The 20,359-nt window shown below is 44.4% G+C and carries 18 protein-coding genes; 2 read left to right on the top strand and 16 right to left on the bottom strand.

Features of this window, described 5'->3' with window-relative positions:
• Positions 1–25: 25 nt before the first annotated feature.
• From MHI55_RS14850 to MHI55_RS14815, 8 genes are all read right to left on the bottom strand, one after another.
• Positions 26–2,113, bottom strand: coding sequence for a serine hydrolase domain-containing protein (locus MHI55_RS14850; RefSeq protein ID WP_340390465.1), 2,088 nt, complete (start codon positions 2,111–2,113; stop codon positions 26–28).
• A 32-nt stretch (positions 2,114–2,145) separates the two neighbouring features.
• Positions 2,146–3,378 (bottom strand): alpha/beta fold hydrolase, encoded by a 1,233-nt coding sequence (locus MHI55_RS14845; protein WP_340390464.1) that lies wholly within the window; start codon positions 3,376–3,378, stop codon positions 2,146–2,148.
• A gap of 264 nt (positions 3,379–3,642) precedes the next feature.
• Positions 3,643–4,563 (bottom strand): alpha/beta hydrolase, encoded by a 921-nt coding sequence (locus MHI55_RS14840; protein ID WP_340390463.1) that lies wholly within the window; start codon positions 4,561–4,563, stop codon positions 3,643–3,645.
• Positions 4,564–4,756: 193 nt separating this feature from the next.
• Positions 4,757–5,743 (bottom strand): alpha/beta hydrolase, encoded by a 987-nt coding sequence (locus MHI55_RS14835; RefSeq protein WP_340390462.1) that lies wholly within the window; start codon positions 5,741–5,743, stop codon positions 4,757–4,759.
• A gap of 219 nt (positions 5,744–5,962) precedes the next feature.
• On the bottom strand, positions 5,963–7,333 hold the full coding sequence (locus tag MHI55_RS14830) for a HAMP domain-containing sensor histidine kinase (protein WP_340390461.1): 1,371 nt from the start codon (positions 7,331–7,333) through the stop codon (positions 5,963–5,965).
• A complete protein-coding gene (locus tag MHI55_RS14825) occupies positions 7,330–8,004 on the bottom strand; it encodes a response regulator transcription factor (RefSeq protein ID WP_017688634.1) in 675 nt (224 codons plus the stop codon). Before MHI55_RS14825 ends, MHI55_RS14830 begins: the two co-directional genes overlap by 4 nt.
• Positions 8,005–8,077: 73 nt before the next feature.
• On the bottom strand, positions 8,078–8,611 hold the full coding sequence (locus tag MHI55_RS14820; RefSeq protein WP_340390460.1) for a GNAT family N-acetyltransferase: 534 nt from the start codon (positions 8,609–8,611) through the stop codon (positions 8,078–8,080).
• 45 nt (positions 8,612–8,656) lie between these two features.
• Positions 8,657–9,262 carry a TetR/AcrR family transcriptional regulator gene (locus MHI55_RS14815; protein ID WP_047842851.1) on the bottom strand — a complete coding sequence of 202 codons (606 nt, stop codon included), beginning with the start codon at positions 9,260–9,262 and terminating at the stop codon, positions 8,657–8,659.
• A gap of 282 nt (positions 9,263–9,544) precedes the next feature.
• Here MHI55_RS14815 and MHI55_RS14810 point away from each other — a divergent pair, with 282 nt between their 5' ends.
• Complete coding sequence (locus MHI55_RS14810) at positions 9,545–10,984, top strand: DHA2 family efflux MFS transporter permease subunit (RefSeq protein ID WP_076249946.1); 1,440 nt, start codon at positions 9,545–9,547, stop codon at positions 10,982–10,984.
• A 98-nt stretch (positions 10,985–11,082) separates the two neighbouring features.
• Here MHI55_RS14810 and MHI55_RS14805 read toward each other — a convergent pair whose 3' ends face one another.
• The 3 genes from MHI55_RS14805 to MHI55_RS14795 all read right to left on the bottom strand — a co-directional run bounded on the left by MHI55_RS14805 (position 11,083) and on the right by MHI55_RS14795 (position 13,960).
• Positions 11,083–12,318 (bottom strand): cytochrome P450, encoded by a 1,236-nt coding sequence (locus tag MHI55_RS14805; RefSeq protein ID WP_047842850.1) that lies wholly within the window; start codon positions 12,316–12,318, stop codon positions 11,083–11,085.
• A gap of 215 nt (positions 12,319–12,533) precedes the next feature.
• Positions 12,534–12,821 carry a hypothetical protein gene (locus MHI55_RS14800; protein ID WP_340390459.1) on the bottom strand — a complete coding sequence of 96 codons (288 nt, stop codon included), beginning with the start codon at positions 12,819–12,821 and terminating at the stop codon, positions 12,534–12,536.
• On the bottom strand, positions 12,818–13,960 hold the full coding sequence (locus MHI55_RS14795) for an FAD-binding oxidoreductase (protein WP_340390458.1): 1,143 nt from the start codon (positions 13,958–13,960) through the stop codon (positions 12,818–12,820). The genes MHI55_RS14800 and MHI55_RS14795 overlap by 4 nt, the downstream gene beginning before the upstream one ends.
• 295 nt (positions 13,961–14,255) lie before the next feature.
• On the opposite strand from MHI55_RS14795, the gene MHI55_RS14790 reads away from it, so the two are divergent.
• Positions 14,256–15,071 carry an AraC family transcriptional regulator gene (locus MHI55_RS14790; protein WP_340390457.1) on the top strand — a complete coding sequence of 272 codons (816 nt, stop codon included), beginning with the start codon at positions 14,256–14,258 and terminating at the stop codon, positions 15,069–15,071.
• Here MHI55_RS14790 and MHI55_RS14785 read toward each other — a convergent pair.
• From MHI55_RS14785 to MHI55_RS14765, 5 genes are all read right to left on the bottom strand, one after another.
• Positions 15,068–15,709, bottom strand: a complete 642-nt coding sequence (locus tag MHI55_RS14785) for an HAD family hydrolase (RefSeq protein WP_047842847.1) — start codon at positions 15,707–15,709, stop codon at positions 15,068–15,070. The two genes, MHI55_RS14790 and MHI55_RS14785, sit on opposite strands and share 4 nt — an antisense overlap.
• Positions 15,710–15,748: 39 nt before the next feature.
• Positions 15,749–16,342: a DUF1349 domain-containing protein gene (locus MHI55_RS14780; RefSeq protein WP_340390456.1), complete on the bottom strand. Its 594-nt coding sequence runs from the start codon at positions 16,340–16,342 to the stop codon at positions 15,749–15,751.
• A gap of 267 nt (positions 16,343–16,609) precedes the next feature.
• Positions 16,610–17,854: an MFS transporter gene (locus MHI55_RS14775; RefSeq protein WP_051449724.1), complete on the bottom strand. Its 1,245-nt coding sequence runs from the start codon at positions 17,852–17,854 to the stop codon at positions 16,610–16,612.
• A gap of 92 nt (positions 17,855–17,946) precedes the next feature.
• Entirely contained in the window at positions 17,947–18,978 is a 1,032-nt protein-coding gene (locus MHI55_RS14770) for an alcohol dehydrogenase catalytic domain-containing protein (RefSeq protein WP_036608226.1), read from the bottom strand.
• A 42-nt stretch (positions 18,979–19,020) separates the two neighbouring features.
• On the bottom strand, positions 19,021–20,328 hold the full coding sequence (locus MHI55_RS14765; RefSeq protein ID WP_338708741.1) for an aminotransferase class III-fold pyridoxal phosphate-dependent enzyme: 1,308 nt from the start codon (positions 20,326–20,328) through the stop codon (positions 19,021–19,023).
• Positions 20,329–20,359 lie beyond the last annotated feature (31 nt).

Raw genomic sequence — 20,359 nt, 5'->3', positions numbered from 1 at the left:
CATAAAACTAACTACGGTACAACATCTATTTTAATGTAATTTCAAATGTGGAATCCACGTCACCTGCAAATACAATGCGGCCGTTTTCTGGTAATACAACCTCATTCTGACCGCTGACTACGGTGTGATTAATACAAATACCCTTCTGATCATATACGGCAAAGGCGCCAGTTGCAGGCATTTTAACCGTCATGACTTTTCCTTTCACCGTTGCTGGTAACGAAAACCATCTGGCATATCCATCTGCTTGAATCGTTGCTAGAGATTGTTTCCCCGAATAGAGTGGTTGTACCATTTCCTCACTGGCGTATATGCTACCAACGGCTGTAATGTACTCTACTCCGTTCTTTTTAGCAAAGTAAATCTCCTTTGTATCACGTCCAGCCAGGCCAGGGATTTGCAGCTCCGTGACTGCTTCGTTTGCTCCAATAATCTTAGTATTGGATACATACCCAGGGGTCTCTTTGTCCAAATGAATAGGGAGAATTGGTGCCGAATTGAGATAAACCGTTGATGTATATTTCTCATTCAGCAGGTAATATTTTTTACCTTCACGCTGCTCCCATGAGGCCGTAATATCCTGGGATAATTCATTGGCTTCCAGCTTCTCCATTTTATATTCGGAGAAAGCCAATTGTCCAAGTCCTGGTAAGGATATATAAGATCGATACCACAGATAAGTCCTTCCATTCTTCTCCTTAACAAATTTCAACTTTTCCGTGCCTTCATCGTTAACAAAAGTACCATCTGCTGTATAGGTGTATTTTTGAGCCGGATCACTTGGAGCTGCGGGTGTGGATACAGTCATTTGTCCAGCCGTATTCATTTCGATCTTCTTAACTGAATTATTGCCGCCATATATACCTGCATTCGTGGCTATTTCTTTAGGTATATCTGCCTTCACTGGAACACCAAACGATTTTTCCGGCTTCCGTTCTGTAATAATGCCCTTTTCCTCAAGTGCGCTGAGTAATAATTCACTCGCAATGAACTGATCTTTGGCACTTGTCCCACCTGATGAGGTAACGGCTGCAGCCAGATTATATTCCGGCAGTACGACTAATGATGAGTGATACGATATGGTATCTCCACCTTTTGTTACTGCCTTGATACCATATTCACTGAATGGGTACAGATTTACACTATCCCACCCTAAACCGTAAGATATAGACGTATCGCCACCCTCTGGCCACATGCCTTTTTTGTACTCTTCTTGCGCCATGGCTTCTACAGACTTATCGGTAAGAATGCCTTGGACCTCTCCCGTGAAGATTTGTGAAAACTTCGCAAGATCTTCAGCGGTGGAATAAATGCCTCCAGTAGCGATAACATTATAATTCTCTTGTGGAAGCTGACCCTCATACATAGGAGAATAGATTCCCGCCATTGCTGCCGTGTCAACCACATCCTGTGGTGTTTTGGTATGTTTCATGTCCAAAGGTTCCGTAAAATATTGGTGTATAAAAGCTGTAAAACTCATGCCGCTAACACGTTCAACCATAATCTCGGATAACGTAAACCCATCGTTACTATACACCGAGAACGCGCCGGGATCTGCCTTCAGGTTTTGACTCGCCAATTGGTCCAGAAACGTATCATGTGAGTACGTATCATTGTCCCCGTACAATGTGGCATTACTGCCCGTGCCTCCCAGCAGACCGGAAGAATGATTCAGCAGCATGCGTGGTGTGATTTGTTTGTAGCGATGATCTTTCATCTGAAAATCAGGTATATAGTTCACAACAGGCAGATCCAAATCCACCTTGCCTTCGTCAACTAACTTCATAACAGAAGCTGTGAGGAACATTTTACTCGTTGATCCTATGCCATAGATTGTATCCGGCGTAAGAGGCACCTTGTTGTTTTTATCGTTTTTGCCCGTCTGACCGGACACCACAATCTCGCCACCATCGATAAGGGCATATTGCAGGCTTGTGATTCCATGCTTCTCAGTGAGTAACTTGGCTTTCTCCATCACCGTTTTCTTGGTTGGTTCATACGTAAAATCACTGCTACTTGTAGGAGGCGCAGCCATTGCAGACATTGGAGCTAACATCGTTAATGCCAGCGTTAACACGGCGATTGAAGTTCGTTTTCCCTTTTGTCGTCCCATTCACATCATCTCCTGAATTTTAAGTGTTTTGGTTATTTGATTTCTTCTGGGTCTACAAATTTCACCTCCGGATACAAGTCATTTGGTCCCTGAATCAGATCTCCACCCGTTCCTTTCAGTTGCTTGTTAAAGAAATCGAGTACATATTGATTTACGATGTTTGATCCTCTTTTACCATTGATATCTCCTGTGATACCGGACAGTTTAACCAGCTCTGAATAGAACTGAAGGTCCGTGAAATTGAAGTGCTGGGTTCCTTCTACATAGATCACTTTTCCCCCATGATTCATAACATTTTTCATAATGTGCAGCTCATCTGAAAGAGATTTAGTTACTTCATCATCCGAATTTCTATCCATTTCAAAGTTGGCGAACCAGTCTTCAAAACTTCCCGATCGGATGAACATAAACGGCTTGTTTATATCATCTCTATTTTCCACTTCATATAGTGACCCATCCATATTAACCCCGGCCTTGATTCTCTGATCTAAATACGTTGCATTAAACGCGGTTGCACCCCCAAAAGAATGCCCCATCGCGCCGATGTGATCTAGATCGATTTTCCCTTTAAACTGACTTTCGATTGCACCTGAATTCAGCTTTTCGATTTGATCGATTACAAACTCCACATCTTTCGTCCATATACTCCCTGTTTTTGTACGTTCATCTAGTGTGGTCGTACTTTTTTTGTAATCCGTTACACGGCCATCTGGAAAAAGAGTAGCAAAGGTGCTATACGTATGATCGATGGTGACCACGATATACCCATGACTGGCCAGATTCTCGGCCTGTGATACATGTAGAACTCTACTGGTTCCCATACCATGAGATAGTAGTACCACGGGATAAGGACTTGTAGAAGGTACTATTTCAACATTTTCATAAGAGTTGGTTTGACTATACTTCAAGTAGTCGAGCAAAAATTCGGGCAGTTTTAAAGAATTAGAGAAGCTCTGAATATACTTTTTGAACATTTCTTTATCTTTTGGAAACAGCGTGTCACGCTTGTTATTATTGCTGTTTTCAGTTGGGTACCAAACTTGAACCATTAGTTCTCTCTTATCGCTTTGATCTTCAGTGAAGATTTCGTCTCTGTTCTGGTCTGTTAAATGAAATGTTTGAGTACCCACCTTCTCTGGACCATCAAGCTTCGGCAGATTAAAAACAGGTAAGTATACAGACAAGACGGTAGAACCAACAAGCAGAATAACGATTAAGGAAGATAAACTATATTTCAAGAACTTCCCTATTTTAAGATTCGCCATCTTATCGGAATGTCTGAATAAAACGATGATTATGAATAGAGCCGTCATGATATATACCAAAAGCAACTGCCATCTGTATCCCTCAACAAACAATTGAACTAATAATATAACGCTACTTCCTATACCCAAACCCAAACCTATTTTCTTTGCACTTCTTTTAATAAATAGTAGGTCTATGAGTAACGCGAAACAGGATAGAACTAACAGTATCTCAAATAATCTCAATTGAATTCCTCTCTCTCATCACGGACTTTTACAGAATTTTTACTTCGCTTCGTTCATGAATGCTCTAACATCTTCAGCTATTTCTTTGAATAACGTATGGTGCAAGTAATGTTCGCCATCCATGGTGATTACTTTCCCATGTACTGAATCCTTAATCTGCTCTTCATGCAGCGGTATCCATCCTTCTACACCTTCATTATTCGCTTGTACAAAGAGAAGAAGTGGCAGGTCTTTAGGGAAGGTTAAACCTTGGGCTCCTTTAAAATTGGAAGCAATATGGTCCATTTCATTCAAAGTCGTGGAACTGTTCGAGTTTTTATTCGACAGCATGTTCATCTGCTCTACGGTATGTTCATCAAATGCGAGTCCAGCATAGGGGTCACTACTAAATTTGACCACCAATCTTTGGAGACCTGATTTTTTAAGAAATGCGAACGTTTTAGTAGGTAATTTGGCATCCATACCCGGTTGTGTTGAAACACTGCTATCAACTCCGACAAATGCCGTGACCTCATCCGGATATTTGTTCACATAATCAATGCCATAAATGCCTGCAATGGAGTGACCCATGAGCATGTACTGATGAATATCGAGTTGCTGCAGAGCTTCATGAACTTCACTTACGATATTCTCTGTGGTTCGTTCTTTTTCAGTAGCATCACTTAATCCATAACCGAATGGCTCAACCGCCACAACTTTGTAATATGGTGATAGTTCGTCAATGAGCAACTTAAAATCAAGCGCTGGTGCAGCTGTTCCAAAACCAGGCAGAAGTACAATCGTTTCCTTGCCTTCGCCTTGAATGAGCACATTCATATTTTTCCCGTCTACAGATACATGCTGACCATAGGAATCGATTTTCTTGGCCTCTGAATTACTACTGATCACATTGGTGATATAAACAATACCTAGAAATAGAATAATGGCGATTACGATTGCTCCTACTATTTTCAGTATCATGTTTCTCACTTTTTTGGCCTTTGATCTATTCTTTGTTTTCTTTTCCGCAGGCTGCGTCGTCAGTGTTATCTTCTCCTGTCTTGAACTGATAGTTCGATTGTCTTTTTTGCTGCTAATGAAATCTTATCCAATGAAAATGTACTCCCCGTGACGTCAATATGAACTGAATATGAACAAGCCAATTCATTTATATTTACTGCTGCGTCATAAATCCCCTGAATTTTTCAGCAATTTCTTTGGCATGGGAACGATACAAATAATGATTTGCTTCCAGCAGCACCACTTCACCACGCACAGAGTTCTCTATTAACTTCTCGTGTTCCGGAACCCAATTGTCTGCTGCCGGATGATTCTTTTGAACAAAGAAAAGAACTGGAAGATTAACAGGGAAAGTTAGTTGTTCAGCTGTTTTAAAGTTGGAATACATACTTTCTGCCTCATTTAATTGCGTGGTATTATACATATTTTTGCGTATCAGAATGTTCAATTGTTCTTTCGTTTGCTCATCATAAGGCAGTCCATCATAAGGGTCAGCACTCAGTTTCAGTTGCACTCGGGCGAAACCCAAGTTGCGGAACCATTTAATCGGTTGTGTATCTGATGATTCAATCTTCTGTTCACTTATCGCTGGAACACTGCTATCCAACCCGACATATGCACTTACTTCATCTGCATATTTGTTCACGTAATCCAGGCTATAGATCCCCGAAATGGAATGACCCATGAGGATATAACGATCAATATGTAGACGCTGTAACGCTTCATGAATTTCACTGACGATATTTGCTGTGCTGCGTTCCTTTTTGGTCTGATCACTCAATCCGTAACCAAAGGGCTCAACAACGACAACTTTATAATATGGAGATAACTCGGAGATGAGAGGCTTAAAATCAAGCGCTGGTGCCGCTGTTCCAAAACCAGGCAGAAGCACAATCGTTTCCTCGCCTTCGCCTTGAATGAACACATTCATATTTTTTCCGTCTACGGATACATGTTGACCATACGGCTCCATTCTTTTTTGCTCCGAATAACTACTGATTTTGTTAATGGTATACACCGTGGCTATAAAAAGTAAGATTACGATAACGATTGCGGCAAACACTTTAAACAAGATGCTTAACACTTTCTTTGTTTTTGTTTTACTCTGTACTTCTTTCTCTGCTTGTTGATTCACATTCATCTGCTCCTATCCTCATCTGTGTTTATTGGCCTAACAGGCCGCTAATGCAAGCCTAACTAACAAAGATGTACTCCTTATGACATTAATATGAACGGAATATGAACAAGTAAAAAAATGCCATGTGTAACATACAAGAAAACTTGCATGTTACACATGGCATAAAAATTCGGTTTAGATAATCCCGATGGATATTCTATTCATTGACCCTATCCTGTGAGCCTAACTATCCGTTGGTGGATGGATGGGCAACGTGACAATAAAGGTCGTGCCTTGACCAGGTTCGCTTTCCACTCGGATGTCACCCTGATGAAGCGATACGATCTGTTTAACGATAGCAAGTCCCATACCACTCCCGTCGTATTTACGACTGTGGGAACGATCTGCCTTGAAAAAACGGTCGAATATACGCTTCTGATCTTCCAGGGGAATTCCAATGCCCGTGTCGGATATTCGAACAGTCACATTTTTGAAGTCCTCTTCGATACTGACTTTAATCATACCGCCATCCTCGGAAAACTTGATGCTATTTCCGATGATGTTTGTCCATACCTGATTTAACTGATCGTGATCAGCCGTTACCTTCACGTTCTCCAAATCAAGCTCGAAATGAATGTTGCGCCCAGACCATTGCGGCTGAAGCGCCACGATGACCCGCCTGATCTGTTCATCAAGGCTTAAGGTGGTGAGCCGTAGTTGCTGTGACTGCGATTCAAGCAAACTCAGCTTCAGCAGGCTATCGCTCATTTTGGACATTCTTTTTGCTTCTGAGATGATAATATCCAGGTAACGGTTTCGTTCTTGTTCTGAGAGATTTACTTGCTTCAGTGCCGAAGCGTAACCGGATATCGAGGTGAGCGGAGACTGAACCTCATGCGAAACATTGGTAACGAATTCCCTGCGCATCTGCTCCAACTGCTGAAGATCATGCATCATTTCTTCAAAGCTGCGGGCCAATGTACCAATCTCCGTCGTTTGTTTAATGTTCAGCTTGACGTTGAAGTCTCCAGCTGCAATCCGTTTGGTCGCTTTGGTCAGTTTTTTGATCGGTCTAACCAGATATACAGAAGCAACCACAATCAACAAACTTCCTACAATCAAGGAACAGCTTGCAAAAATCAAGCCAAACTGGACCACAAAAGAGGCTGAGGGCGGTGAGAGTGTTTCTAGAAACATCGCTCTTGTACCCGTTTCCGTCTTGATCGGTAGCCCCAAAAGAACGGTAGCGATACCTTTAGGTGTGTCCTGCACAACCCCTCCGTTTAACACCTTCTTGAGTTGATCCGTCGATACGGGGGATGATTTATGTTCGTTAAGCTTCCCATAAGACTGGAACTTGCCCGTTGCATCATAAATTCGAATATGATACGAATCAAGTTGCTTCATTCTACTAACGAATGATTCTGCTTCATCAGCAGGCAGCGTCTTATAAATCTGCACAACGTCCTGGCCAAAGTTGCGTATGTTAATTTGAGCATTTTCATTCAATTGATCTTCGAATATCCAGGTTGACATAAAAAATGAAATAATCGTGCCTGTGATGACTGACACCAGAAAGGTCAGAACAACACGAATATATAAGGATCTGATCATTCATAGACCTCAAGTCTGTACCCTAGCCCACGCACCGTCTCAATCCGAAAATCAGGTGTAGTGGCGAATCGTTCGCGCAGGCGTTTAATATGTACGTCTATTGTTCGATCATCTCCCGCGTAATCAATACCCCATATCTGATCGATTAATTGCTCACGTGTATAGACTTGTCCTGGTGTTCCAGCAAGCTTATACAGCAATTCGAACTCCTTAAGTGGTAACGTAAGCGACTCTGTACCTCTCATCACCTTATACGTCTGACGGTCCAGGATGACGTTGCCAAACTGGATTGTGTGTGTGGAGCCGATTTTGTATCGTTTCAGTAATGCTCGGACACGAGCGGTCAGCTCTAACGGATCAAACGGTTTGGTCAAATAATCATCCGTACCCAGTTCGAATCCTTTCACCTTCTCCCAAGTCTCTCCTCTCGCCGTCAGCATGAGTAACGGGAGGTCGGGATTGGCTCTTCGGAGTTCTTTGCACAGTGCCCAACCATCCATGACAGGCATCATAATATCAAGGACGACCAGATCTACTGGAGTTTCGCCATATATAGTGAGAGCTTCCTTACCGTCCGCAGCTTCCACTGTTGTGAATCCATCGTTTTTGAGAAATAGACAGACGAGTTCACGAATGTTCGCATCGTCGTCTGCAACGAGTATAGTAGCCATATGTTTTTTCTGTCCTCTCCGTTACGTTTAAATATATAGTCCAACTTGTATAGTAAATAGTAAAACATCTTGCTTATAGTATATCCACAGCAAATATCGTATGTTCTTTCAACGTTCCCTGGATTGGCACAGGCTGTGACCCATTCTCCTTGAATCCTGCTTTTTGAAGGACACGGATGGAACCTGTATTATCAGGTACAGCGCCAGCTTCGATTCGAGTAATTTCAGTTTCGTGTTTGGCAAATTCCAGTACACATCGCAGGGCTTCGCTCATATATCCTTTTCCTTGATGCAGAGTATCCGTCACATAACCAACGATCCATTTTGGGGTAGAATGCAGTATGATCTCGAACAAAGAAATTTCACCGACGAGTTCATCCGTTGTATGTAGAAAAATACCAAAAGAATAGCGATTTCCGTCTACTCTCTTCTTGTTCCAGCTCTCAATGAGTGACCTTTGCCCTTCCAAGCTGTAGAAAGACTCCTCCCGATCACTTGCTGATATGTTCTCAATTTCCGCACGGTTGCGAACCTGTAGATCCAAAAGCAATGCGGCATCATCCACATTCCAAAATCTCACATAGATACGTTCTGCACTATATTTCATTACTTTATTCCTCCTCTATTAACGTTAGGTGCAATTGTAGCATGATTATATCAGGTCATTATAAGAGTACGAGCGAATCAACGAGAATTGCTTCGCCAGGAAATGAGGTGAATATGGCATATCATTACGCAACCAGGCAACAATGGTTCCAATCAGAGCCGAAGAACCGTACCATATTGCGATTTCTTTGTGAATGCCGGATTCTTCGAGTTCATCTTCCATCTCTACCCGATCAATTTTGGCTTTGACCAGCGTACTTAACAATTTGAGCAGTCGTTCGGTAAAAATCGGTGTGCGCTTTGTAGCAAGAACCACCTGATAGAACGAGGCGTTCTCTGCAAAATGCTCCAGTAACTTGACTAGAACAGGCCAAGCCTCTTCCGTTCTTTGTTTCTCAAAATGAGGGGCATATTCATCCACGATCCGTTCAATATTCTCGATCATCTCGTCGGCCATCTTCTCCATCATATCCGTAATATCTCGATAGTGCAGGTAGAAGGTTACCCGATTGATCGTCGCTCGTTCGGCAATTTTGTTGACTGACAACTTCTCAATATCCATTTCCTGCAGCAATTCAACAAATGCACCTCGAATTAACTGACGCGTTCGCAATATTCTTGGGTCCACGGCTGATTTCTTCTCGTCTTTCACGTGTATCCCTCCTATCAAATTTTAAACATTACAATTTTAAACAATCAGTCGTTTATTTTTGATTTACACAACAAATTCATTTTATTTGTAAAATAAACGACGAAAACACGTCATAACGTAAATTGTAATCTGTCCGAATATGTATATAATTCAATAAATACAATGTAAACTATACAACACGTTGTAAATTTAGTCACGTGTGGATTGAAAGGATGAAAAGGATTGAGTCAGGCTAGAGTACAAAAAGAATTATCCGTAAAGAAAGGCCCCATCCTGTTTATCATGATTTTGGGAGCCTTCCTTGCAACGTTGAATCAAACGATCATGAGTGTCGCTACACCGGAACTGATGGGTGATTTTAACATCTCCGCCGCAACAGCACAATGGTTAACGACAGGTTACATGCTGGTGAACGGGGTGCTTATCCCGATCACGGCCTACTTCATGCAACGCTTTTCAACCAAGCAATTATTCCAAGCTTCCATGTTTATTTTCCTGATTGGTACCATCGTATCCGCTCTTGCAGATAACTTTGGCACACTGCTGACAGGACGTATGATTCAAGCAGCGGGTGCCGGCATTATCATGCCGCTCTTGATGCACGTTATTTTGACCTTGTTTGCTCCTGAAAAACGAGGATCTGCAATGGGTATGGTTGGTTTTGCCATCATTTTTGCCCCTGCAATCGGGCCTACCCTTGCCGGTTATATCCTCGAGAACTACTCTTGGCAAACGATGTTCTATGGCATGATTCCATTAACTCTTATTGTCATTGCTTTTGCGTTTGTATACCTGAAGAATGTATCCGAACGGGTCAACACAAAGTTCGACACAATCAGTGTGGTGCTATCCACGATCGGATTTGGCGCATTGCTCTATGGTTTCAGCAGAGCAGGAAGTCTGGGATGGTCAAGTGCAGAAGTTCTTATCTGCATTGCGGCTGGAATTGTTTCTCTTGCCCTGTTTACATGGCGTCAGCTCGTTTCCGAAACTCCGCTGCTTGATCTGCGGGCATTCAAATACAACATGTTCTCCTTGACCACGGTCATTAGTATCGCGATTACAATGATCATGTATGCTGACATGATGTTGCTTCCCTTGTATCTCCAGAACGCACGTGGTTACACTGCACTGGAGTCCGGATTATTGCTTCTGCCGGGTGCGCTTGTCATGGGCTTCCTGATGCCGGTAGCCGGAAAATTGTTTGACCGATTTGGAGCGAAATGGCTCGCTGTTATCGGGATGGTGATCACCATCGTGACAACAATTGGTTTCATTGACTTAACGGATTCAACCAGTTATGGATACCTGGTATTGATGTCTACCGGCCGCCGAATTGGTATGGCTCTGCTCATGATGCCGATTCAGACTGCGGGACTTAACCAACTGCCACCAAGACTTGGTGCACACGGTACAGCTATCTCCAACACCGTCAGACAAGTGGCTGGTGCTGTAGGTACTTCATTGCTCGTAAGTGTCATGACCTCCCGTACAACGGCACACGTACAGGATATGATGGCGACTGGTGCAGCCAATGGTCTCAGTCAAAAACAGCTTGCTACAGAGTCCATGATCCAGGGTATCAATGATGCTTATGTTGTTATCATCGGTATCGCTGTTGTGGGATTGGTCCTTTCCTTCTTTATCAAACGCACCAAACAAGCCAAAGAGGAAGAAATCAAACAGGTGGTAAGACAAAAAGTTTCTATGAATTCAAATTAAGGTGTCCAGCCTCATACTTGCTTGCATAACAAAGCGGCAGATCAAGACGTTTACGTCTGATCTGCCGCTTTTTAGGTTGTGTCCCGTATGATTCCTTCTCACTCCGCAACGATCTTCACTGGCAGATGGGTCAATGACTGTCCCGGAGCTGAAGTGGCCAGATTATTCTCCAGATCAAAGGACTCCACCGGTTCAATCCGAGCAATCTTCTCCACAAATGCTGTCAAGGCAATGCTTAGTTCCATTCTTGCCAGCGGGGCCCCTAGACAAAAGTGTGGGCCATTACCAAAGGTAAGATGTCTTTTGTTATTCCGACGATGAATATTCAGCTCAAAGGGGTCTTCAAACATCTGCTCATCCATATTGGCTGCACTCATCCAGGAGATGACAACATCTCCTTTTTTCAAATCCACTCCGAGCAGTTGATTATCCTGCTTTACTGTCCGATGCCGCTTGGCATTATGGAACCTATAACGAAGCATTTCTTCCACTGCGAGCGGAACCCATTCGGGGTTCTGCCTGAGTTGGCCATACAAGCTCGGGTCATCGTAGAGGAAGGAATAGAACGTATTTGAAACCATATGACTCGTTGTCTCTATACCGGCTCCAAGCAGAAGCATGGTCGTGCGAACAACCTCATCCTCCGTGAACTTCTCCCCCTCAACATCCACGTTCAACAGATCGGTAATGATATCCTCACCAGGATGAGTCCGTTTATGAACCACAATAGGATACAGGAATTGATAATACTCTTGAGCTGCAGTTTGCTTTTTCAGTTCACTCTCCTCAGCCGTCTTGGGATTGATGGGTTGAAACAGAATATCTACCCAGTTCTTGAAGCGATGGCTGTCTGTAAGAGGGATGCCAAGCAGATCGGCCATAACCATCGAAGGTAGCGGAGCGGCCAACGCTTGAACAATATCAATCGTCGTATTTGGCTCAATATCGGCTACCAGCTGCTCTGCAATGTTGCGAATTCGTGGCTCCCAGTTTTTCAGACTACGCGGTGTAAAAGCAGCCGATAACAACGAACGACTTTTTTGATGACGGGGAGGATCGATACTTGATATGTTTAATTTGTCTGGAGGTGTGCCTTCATTGTTCTTTGCTCCAACGGCAATCGTTGTCCGGGTTCCTTCGGCTGAAAAATACTCATGATTACTAAGGACCTGCTTCACATCATCGTATCTGAACACATTCCAGGTGTCTGTATCTTCGTGATAGTACACTGGATGCTCGGACAGCATTTTTCGAAACCAGTGAAGTGGGAAAAACTCTTCAGATCTGGACTGAAACCCCGTGATGTCCTCAACACGTATCACTTCTTTATACATTTGGAATCCACCTCTCAGCATAGTTTCGTGATTGGTTACATGGGTACCTGAATTGACAGTTCAGCACCTGATTCCATTTTATACCAATCGTTCATTTATTGATATAAACCATTTGAACTAAATCAGAAAAACCCCTTAATATAAGGGGTTTTCGTTTTATACGTATCGTATATTATTTCTGTCGATGTCTCAGAGAGATAAGCCATACGAACCAATCAATCGCCTAGTTTCGCCAATGCTTCCTGTAGTTGTTCCAGTTGTTCAGACAGGGTTTCAATCAAGTTCTTCGTTTGGCTTACCTTCTCCATTAAGACTTGCTCTTCAGAACTGTCTTCCGATGCATTCCTGATTGGTGATGACTTCAATTCCGACAATTCGTTTTTGTATGTTTCTTGTTTCTCCAAAGCTATGCGCAGTTTTTCTTTTGTCGTACCGATCTGATGCTCCAGATATACGATATCGGACGAGTTCGCTCCATCGGATACACGTTGTGAATATGTCATGACTCACCTCTTTCAATTTCATCCATTGCTTTGCCAACAGTGTAGGGCTCAATATCGATATCCAGCTCCATACCGAGAGCTAGTTTCGCCAGTTGACTCCCGATAAAAGGACCCATGGTCAATCCAGAGGCTCCAAGTCCATTTGCAGTAATCAGACCTTGCCAGCCTGGAACAGCCCCCATTACTGGCAGAAAGCCAGGTGTGAACGGACGGAACCCAACTCTTACTTCCTGGAATGTGCTATTGGCTAGCCCCGGCGCCAGTTCCAGACCTTTATTCAAAACTTCCTGCATGCCCCCTGCAGTGACTCTTGTATCATAACCCTCCACATCATTTTCATGAGTGGCACCAATCACGATCTTCTGTTGATCAAAGGCCAGCAGATATTGATCAGAAGGTGGCATGATCACAGGCCAGCGGCCTGTATCCTCCCCATCCGTGACATGTAGATGCATAATTTGTGCCTTTTGATAATGCACTTTAAAGTGTATGCCGAGTGGCTTCAGCAGTTCGTTAGCCCATGCACCTGCACAGACAACGACTTCATCTGCCAGGAAACTCTGATCATTAACACTCACACCAATGACCCGATCCGCTTCGAATTGAAGCGTGGCGTCTCCATGGATCACTTCCGCTCCATTCCGCTGTGCAGACCGGATCAATGCATCGCGCAGCGCTCTTCCATCTATACGTGCAGCACCACTGATATGTACCGATTGATAACGTTCATCCAGTAGAGGAAAACGATCATGGGTTTCTTTGGCATCAAGAGGTGTGATGTCCCCAATCTCCGGTGCATCTGCTTTGCGAAGATGTGCCCGCTCTCCCATCTTGTTGATTTTATCCTCGTCCGTATGAATACTAAGCGCGCCCACTTGAGCATAACCGGTTTCCGTTTCTCCTTCGCCTTTAAGCTCCGCTATGATGCCCGGATAGAACCGCGCACCTGCCTTGGCGAGCTGATACCAGTCCTGATTGCGACGCTGTGACAGCCATGGACAGATGATACCGGCAGCTGCATCCGTTGCCTGTCCTATATCTTTTCGATCTACGATGATTACCTCTGCGCCCCGCTTGGCTAATTGATAGGCTGTTGATGCCCCCAGAATACCCGATCCGACTACGATGACTTTCTTCATGTTTGCATCCCTTCCCTTAATCACTCATTCGTTATAGCGTATACCGTTTCGCATTCTGTTGGCAAGGCGGGCGTACTTTTAGATCCATAAATAGAGGCTGATCAGACTACAGTTCATACTCATTCATCCAATTAATAATCGTTGAAGCATTTATATGAAAACGTTTTATATATTGCCCGTCATTCAATTAAAATTATTCCATTTATGTAATATAATTCTTTCTAGGTTTCTTTTAACGCTGTAACCACGCCACTTACGCACATGATCCTTTAACGAAAAGAGGAATAACACGACGATGCCGAAACCTAGTATGGGGAATCCGATGGATACCGATATGCCGCTCATGATTACAGGGCAAAACCAGTTGACCGTTGATGAATTGATGAATTGGAGCGACCATTCACGGGATTACAGCATTGTACAGTGCATCGGAGGAACAGGGCGAATCGCAGCAAAGAATCATGAATTTTCGATCAAAAAAGGGACCGCTCTCATTTTGTTCCCGGAGGTAACCTACCGTTACCACAATCTGAGTGATTCATTACGATTTGATTGTCTGTCTTTCAATGGCTATTTGTTGCCACGGTTCTTGCATACCTTGCAGATCGGGGAGCTGCGCGCCTTCAAGCCGGATGGAATGCTTCATATCCTGTTGCGTGAAATTACGTTGGCGCTGCAGTCCCGGCACAAGGATCAGATCTGGCACGTATCCGCATTACTGTACATGCTTTTGGTCAGATTAACCATTGAAGGTGAACGCTATAGTGCTTACGAACGTTCTGATGCCCGATTAAGATTGGATGAACTCATTACTTTTATCAAACAAAATTATCATCAGGATATTTCTCTCCCCTTGTTGGCTGAGCAGATGGACGTTACCGAGCAGCACCTCAATCGGATATTCAAAAAAGAATTTCAAATGACTCCATTGGAATATCTGATGCGATATCGGTTGTTGAAAGCCAAGGAAATGCTCATCAAAAATAACGCTACGACCGCTCATGAAATAGCCAAAGCCGTTGGTTTCAACAGTGCCAGTTACTTTGGATCAGTGTTCAAAAAATACGAAGGGATCTCCCCTATCGAGCTACGCAAGCAGTATCTGGATTAGAGCGCCTCCACATCAATCTCGGCCAGCGAGGATAACCGCAGTTCATGCATGGCGAATTCCAGACCACGCGTTACCTCGTTAGGTACGATGATACAACGAATACCTGCCGCATTGGCTGCCTTTAAGCCATTAGGTGAGTCTTCGAACACAATCGCTTCGGAAGCCTCGATCCCAAGACTCTGGAGAGCAAGAAGGTACAGTTCAGGGTCCGGTTTCACTCGCTTCACATCTTCGGATGTATGAACGACTGTGAAATAATCAAAAATGCCTAATTTCTGCAAGTAACCATGCACCCAGTCCCGTGTAGAGCTGGAAGCAACCGCAAGCTGAATCCCCTTTTCCCTCGCAGACTGAAGCAATTCATACACCCCTGGAAGAATGGCGGCCTGTCCTAAATAGACTTCGTATTTCTGTTCAGAGAGCAGTTTGATATGATCATGATCTATCTTTTTTTGGAGCGCTTGCTCCAGATACAGAAATGGATGAAATTCCTCAAAGGATGTCCCCACATTTTTCGACCAAAGCTCCAGACCAAGTTCCACTCCGTGCTCTTCATAAATATCGCGAAACGCATAATACCAAGGTGTCTCTGTATCAACAATGAGTCCATCAAAATCAAATATAAATGCTTTTACCATGAACCTGTTCTCCCTCCAGTGATCGGCCAGGGGAGCGGATTAGAAACGTGCGGTCAAGTCCGGATGAGTAACGTTCACCGATAAAAAGCGACACGTACAGCCCGTTCCAGTCGGCGACTGAACAACTAATCCAGCTCGAAGTTCCCCTTGTATCGGCATGCCAAAATAACGAATTAGTTTCCACTCATCCCCATCGGGTGAATAAAAGAATGATATGCAGCCCTCTACTTTGCGTATACGCAGATAGGGATTAGGTACGGAGACTTCCACCGAATTACAATCATCGGATGAACCATCACGTGTCACCACCGACACGATGGTAGGCACTTTTCCATCATACTCAAAACAAATTTTGCACCAGTTAAGATCATCCGCCATCACCATCAGACATCCGGAATCATATTGATTTTTCATATCAACGGTTAATTGGGTTGTGATTTCGAAATCGCCAGGCACAGGCATGGACAGAAATGGTGCGGTTGCACGAATGTGCTTGCCCGCTGGATCTTGGAAAAAGTCGGTGTCCGCCTTCGCTTCCACCAGCACACCTCCCTGATCCGTATAGGACCAGATATCGGGCTCGTTCATCCAGCTCCATTGCTTCCGCGCTTCTGTTGTCATTACGTTAGTCATTTTTAGCAGCCTCCCAAGTTAAAATATGTTCTAGAGGTAGTTCAAAAAGTCCGCTTTTGATTACGAAGGATGCCTAGTGGCATCATCAGCATCGAATATGGCATTCAGCCGAAATGTCCGTTGCTCACGTAGCTCTATCTACGCTCCGCTACTCCATTTCTAGCTTCATCCCATCTTCTCGGTACTGAAAACCGCTCTTTTTGAACATGCATTTACTAGTTTTTTTCTGTACTACATATTCGCTCCAGATACAGTAAACCCCTTTTTCTACATATTTTTGTAAGGTTCCAGCACTTGGGAGTGCTTTTGCGGATCTGGTAGGAAGAACATGATGACCATGAGTACAACATATAGACCAAGAATGACGCTGAATAACAGTGTTGGATTGTGATGGTAGAGCAGGCCCGTCAGGTAACCGGATGGAATGGCTGTAAGCGTCATGACGGTCTGCACGGCCGAGAACATATCGGCTTTCTCATGCGTACCCAATCGGTTCATCAGCAGGGAATCCCGGTACGTCTGCAAAATGAAGTTACCCGCAGCGAGCACGATTAGCGTGAGAAACAACATCCCTATATTCCCCACAGGGATCAACAGAAACAGAATGGCTCCGGCCGTGCTAAGCACGATAGAAAAACCAACATACTTTTCCTCCGAACGCCGTTTCAATCGCGGAATGATGACCAAATAGAGCAGCATGACGGTCACCGCAGTCACTACTGGGATAAACGAAATGACACGGTCATCAAACTTCAACTGTTCCTTGAAGAAAATGACCTGGAAGAAATTCAGCTGCAAAATCAGATTGGATAACACCGTGATCAGAATAATCGGAAAAAGTCTCCGTTTGTAGAACGATTTTCCAAACAGGCGCAGACTGGAACCCAAGCTCTGAAGCACGCGGGTTTTACTATGCAATCCCATAAGTTCCTTGCCGACCTCGGTCTCATCCGTGTATCGGTTACGAATGAAGAACATGGCGGTCATGAGGATGCCTCCGACAAAGTAAATGCTGGCGAGTGTAGGCACAATACCATAATCAGCAATGACCACCCCGGCAATAGGCGTGAGTACACCTGCCCCTGTAATAATCATGTTGAGAATGGCGAATACCTTGGATCGTTTGTGTTCCTCCACATCCTCTATGATCAGACAGTTAAAGGCGACCGTTACAAACTTGGATGTTGCATTCAGTAAATAAGCGATCAGGAACAGCCAGAAGTTCTGGGAGAAGGCCCAGATGAACATGGGAACACTCCAGGCAAGCAGATCAAAAATCAGTGTTGTTCGTTTCCGGCCCAGCTTATTCGTAATGGAACCCGCAAACAATTGAAAGATAAAGGCAAAATAAAGATTCACCGAATTGATTAAACCGATTTCTATGTCCGAAAGTCCGGCTTCCTTCATATATAAAGGAGCGTAAAAGAGAACGATCGTGCCCGGAATGGCCCATACCGGTTCGAGTAAAATGGAGTAGCGTGGATTCTTCGGCAAATCTTGAAGCAATTTCAATCGATATCCCTTCCTTCTGCGGTTTTCACCGCTGCGAATTCAAACTTCTCGCAGCGGCAAACCCGCTAATGTCTACATGCTTATCGTACCTCTTATAGGATAAGAGCTGTTTTGACCGAATTCATCGGCAACTTCTCTCCAGTATGCATGTCATAACCAATCGTTCCATTAAAGGCCTGTTCATAATCACTCAGCAGTTCCTTGGCTGTCACCATCTGTTCCAGTTCCGGGATGCTTTGGGCAAATTTCAGTGCCGTACTGATCATCGAGTGATTAGCCACTGCGCCAATGATACTAATGCCATCATTAATCACGGCTGTTGATTTGAACGTCACCTCATAGCTGTCGTCATATCCCATAGGAATAATTTTTCCGCCTTTGGCAATCAGCTCAAACCCTACATGAAGCTGGTTACCAACCGCGTCCACTACAATATCAAACTTTTTGTTATTATTGATCTCATATACTTTATCCAGCGTCAGATCCTGAGGATAGAACACATGATCCGCGATCCCTGAAGCGAACTCTTTGCGGTATGGATCAACTTCCGTGCCTACGGTAAGCCTTGCCAATCGTTTGCTAACTAGCTGACACAGGGAACCGATTGCTCCAGAACCGAGGACCAGTACAGAGTCACTTGGCTTAGTCCCTGCTTTCATGAACGTCTGAAGTACACATCCCAGTGGTTCGATCATCATGGCCGTTTCCCAACTCATGGAATCCGGAATGGCATAGATATACTTTTCGTCCCCAACAAAATATTCAGCAAAGGTTCCGTGTGTCGTCATCCCTACTTGATAGTCATCAAAATTCTCGCAGTAGATGAACAGACCCTCACGGCAGTATGAGCAGGTACCGCAAGATTGCGTGGGATCAACCAATACCCGATCACCGATCTTGAAACCACGAACGTCGTCGCCCACCTCAACCACTGTGCCTACGCCTTCATGACCAATGATCGTTCCTTTATTCGCCGGCACTTTGCCTTTGACAATATTCAGATCTGTCCCGCAGATGCCGGAACCATAGATTTTAATTTTTACCTGGTTTGGCTTTTGAATGGTTGGCTCCTCAATCTCCTGGTAAGTCACCTGTTTGAGATCCTGATATACGAGTGCTTTCATTGAATAATTCCTCCTAGTCGATTGTTGATTATGATCTATGGATTAAGCTTCAAACGTTTTCGAAAGTTGCATCGCATGAAGATGTTCCTGCTTCTGAATCTCTTTCCAGTCTGACAGGATCTGCAACAGCGCTTCCTCGACCCATAGCAATTCTTCCCGTGTATGGGCATCAGAGAAAATAAAGTATCCTTTGGTGAAAATGCCGAAGTGAGCCATTCTCTTCACCATGAACTCGCGGAAAGGATCGGTTTGGAAGTTATCTTCAGCCAAGGATTGAATGCAGAAGCTTGCATAAGTCCCTCTCACTTCCAATTGATCCGTCAATCCGAGTAACACAAGTTCAGATTCCAGACGATCCATGATCCGGGTTGCCGGATCACGCCAAGTCGGCCATACTTTCGCATTTTTCATTAATCGTTCACAGGCAATAGCTGCCGCGAGCGCTGTCGTTTCACTGGAATGGGCATTACTGAATCTGACCTGTCCTGACAAAGACATCAAGTGCTCAGGCCCCATAACCGCTGCGAGCGGTAAACCGTTGGCCATACCTTTAGAGATACAGAGCAGATCAGGCCAGATGTCATATTCTCCTGCTGTAGCCTGCTTGCCCATTCGAATACCGGAAGTTACCTCATCGAATATGATAATGATGTCCAGAGACCGACATAGGTTTACGGCTTCCTCCAGCGCATCCTTTTTCCACTCGTTGGGGCATAGAACAATACATGCGATATCCTCGGGAGACGCGGTAATCTGAGCCTCAATTCGCTCCGTAGTAGGCTTGTTAACCCAGATCGTTGAACGCTCGATATCCACCGGGATGCCACGTTCTTTCGTCTGGCCACCATAATAACCGTAGGCAGACCAGTCGTGCCACCCATGATAAGCTGTCGCAATAACCTTGCTTTTGCCACTAGCGGCACGGGCCAGACGCACGGCCCCACTCACTGCATCAGCACCACTCTTGGTGAAGCGCAGCGATGGATAACGACCCTCGAACCGCTCCAGAATCAACTCGGCACATTCAAGCTCGATGTCGGCAGGTAAAGAAAAGCTTGTCCCTTTTTTCAACTGGTGAATGACGGTTAATTGGACTTCATGTCTGGCATGGCCCCATGGCGCCGTACCCATGGCCATTTCGCAATCCAGCCATTCATTCCCGTCGATATCTGTAAATCGGGAGTTATAAGCCTCTGCACAACATACGGGTGTATGGCCCGGAAATAAACGTTCAGGTGCTTTGGCTAAAGTGCTGCATCCGCTCGGAATTACCTTCTCGACTTGTTCCAACCACTCCAGATTACGGGTAAACCGTACGGCACGATCGAGCGTGCTCTCTTTTTCTTTCACTTTAAGTACCTCCCTGTTTATTTTCGTTGTG

It is taken from the genome of Paenibacillus sp. FSL E2-0151 (assembly GCF_037993015.1).
Classification (GTDB): Bacteria; Bacillota; Bacilli; order Paenibacillales; family Paenibacillaceae; genus Paenibacillus; species Paenibacillus amylolyticus.
Note: the sequence above shows the minus strand (reverse complement) of the source record. Positions and strands in the feature narration are given on the sequence as shown.

Coding starts and splice junctions, on each gene's coding strand:
- MHI55_RS14850 (WP_340390465.1), bottom strand. CDS start 2,113: ATGGGACGACAAAAGGGAAAACGAACTTCAATCGCCGTGTTAACGCTG.
- MHI55_RS14845 (WP_340390464.1), bottom strand. CDS start 3,378: ATGGCGAATCTTAAAATAGGGAAGTTCTTGAAATATAGTTTATCTTCC.
- MHI55_RS14840 (WP_340390463.1), bottom strand. CDS start 4,563: ATGATACTGAAAATAGTAGGAGCAATCGTAATCGCCATTATTCTATTT.
- MHI55_RS14835 (WP_340390462.1), bottom strand. CDS start 5,743: ATGAATGTGAATCAACAAGCAGAGAAAGAAGTACAGAGTAAAACAAAA.
- MHI55_RS14830 (WP_340390461.1), bottom strand. CDS start 7,333: ATGATCAGATCCTTATATATTCGTGTTGTTCTGACCTTTCTGGTGTCA.
- MHI55_RS14825 (WP_017688634.1), bottom strand. CDS start 8,004: ATGGCTACTATACTCGTTGCAGACGACGATGCGAACATTCGTGAACTC.
- MHI55_RS14820 (WP_340390460.1), bottom strand. CDS start 8,611: ATGAAATATAGTGCAGAACGTATCTATGTGAGATTTTGGAATGTGGAT.
- MHI55_RS14810 (WP_076249946.1), top strand. CDS start 9,545: ATGATTTTGGGAGCCTTCCTTGCAACGTTGAATCAAACGATCATGAGT.
- MHI55_RS14805 (WP_047842850.1), bottom strand. CDS start 12,318: ATGTATAAAGAAGTGATACGTGTTGAGGACATCACGGGGTTTCAGTCC.
- MHI55_RS14800 (WP_340390459.1), bottom strand. CDS start 12,821: ATGACATATTCACAACGTGTATCCGATGGAGCGAACTCGTCCGATATC.
- MHI55_RS14795 (WP_340390458.1), bottom strand. CDS start 13,960: ATGAAGAAAGTCATCGTAGTCGGATCGGGTATTCTGGGGGCATCAACA.
- MHI55_RS14790 (WP_340390457.1), top strand. CDS start 14,256: ATGCCGAAACCTAGTATGGGGAATCCGATGGATACCGATATGCCGCTC.
- MHI55_RS14785 (WP_047842847.1), bottom strand. CDS start 15,709: ATGGTAAAAGCATTTATATTTGATTTTGATGGACTCATTGTTGATACA.
- MHI55_RS14780 (WP_340390456.1), bottom strand. CDS start 16,342: ATGACTAACGTAATGACAACAGAAGCGCGGAAGCAATGGAGCTGGATG.
- MHI55_RS14770 (WP_036608226.1), bottom strand. CDS start 18,978: ATGAAAGCACTCGTATATCAGGATCTCAAACAGGTGACTTACCAGGAG.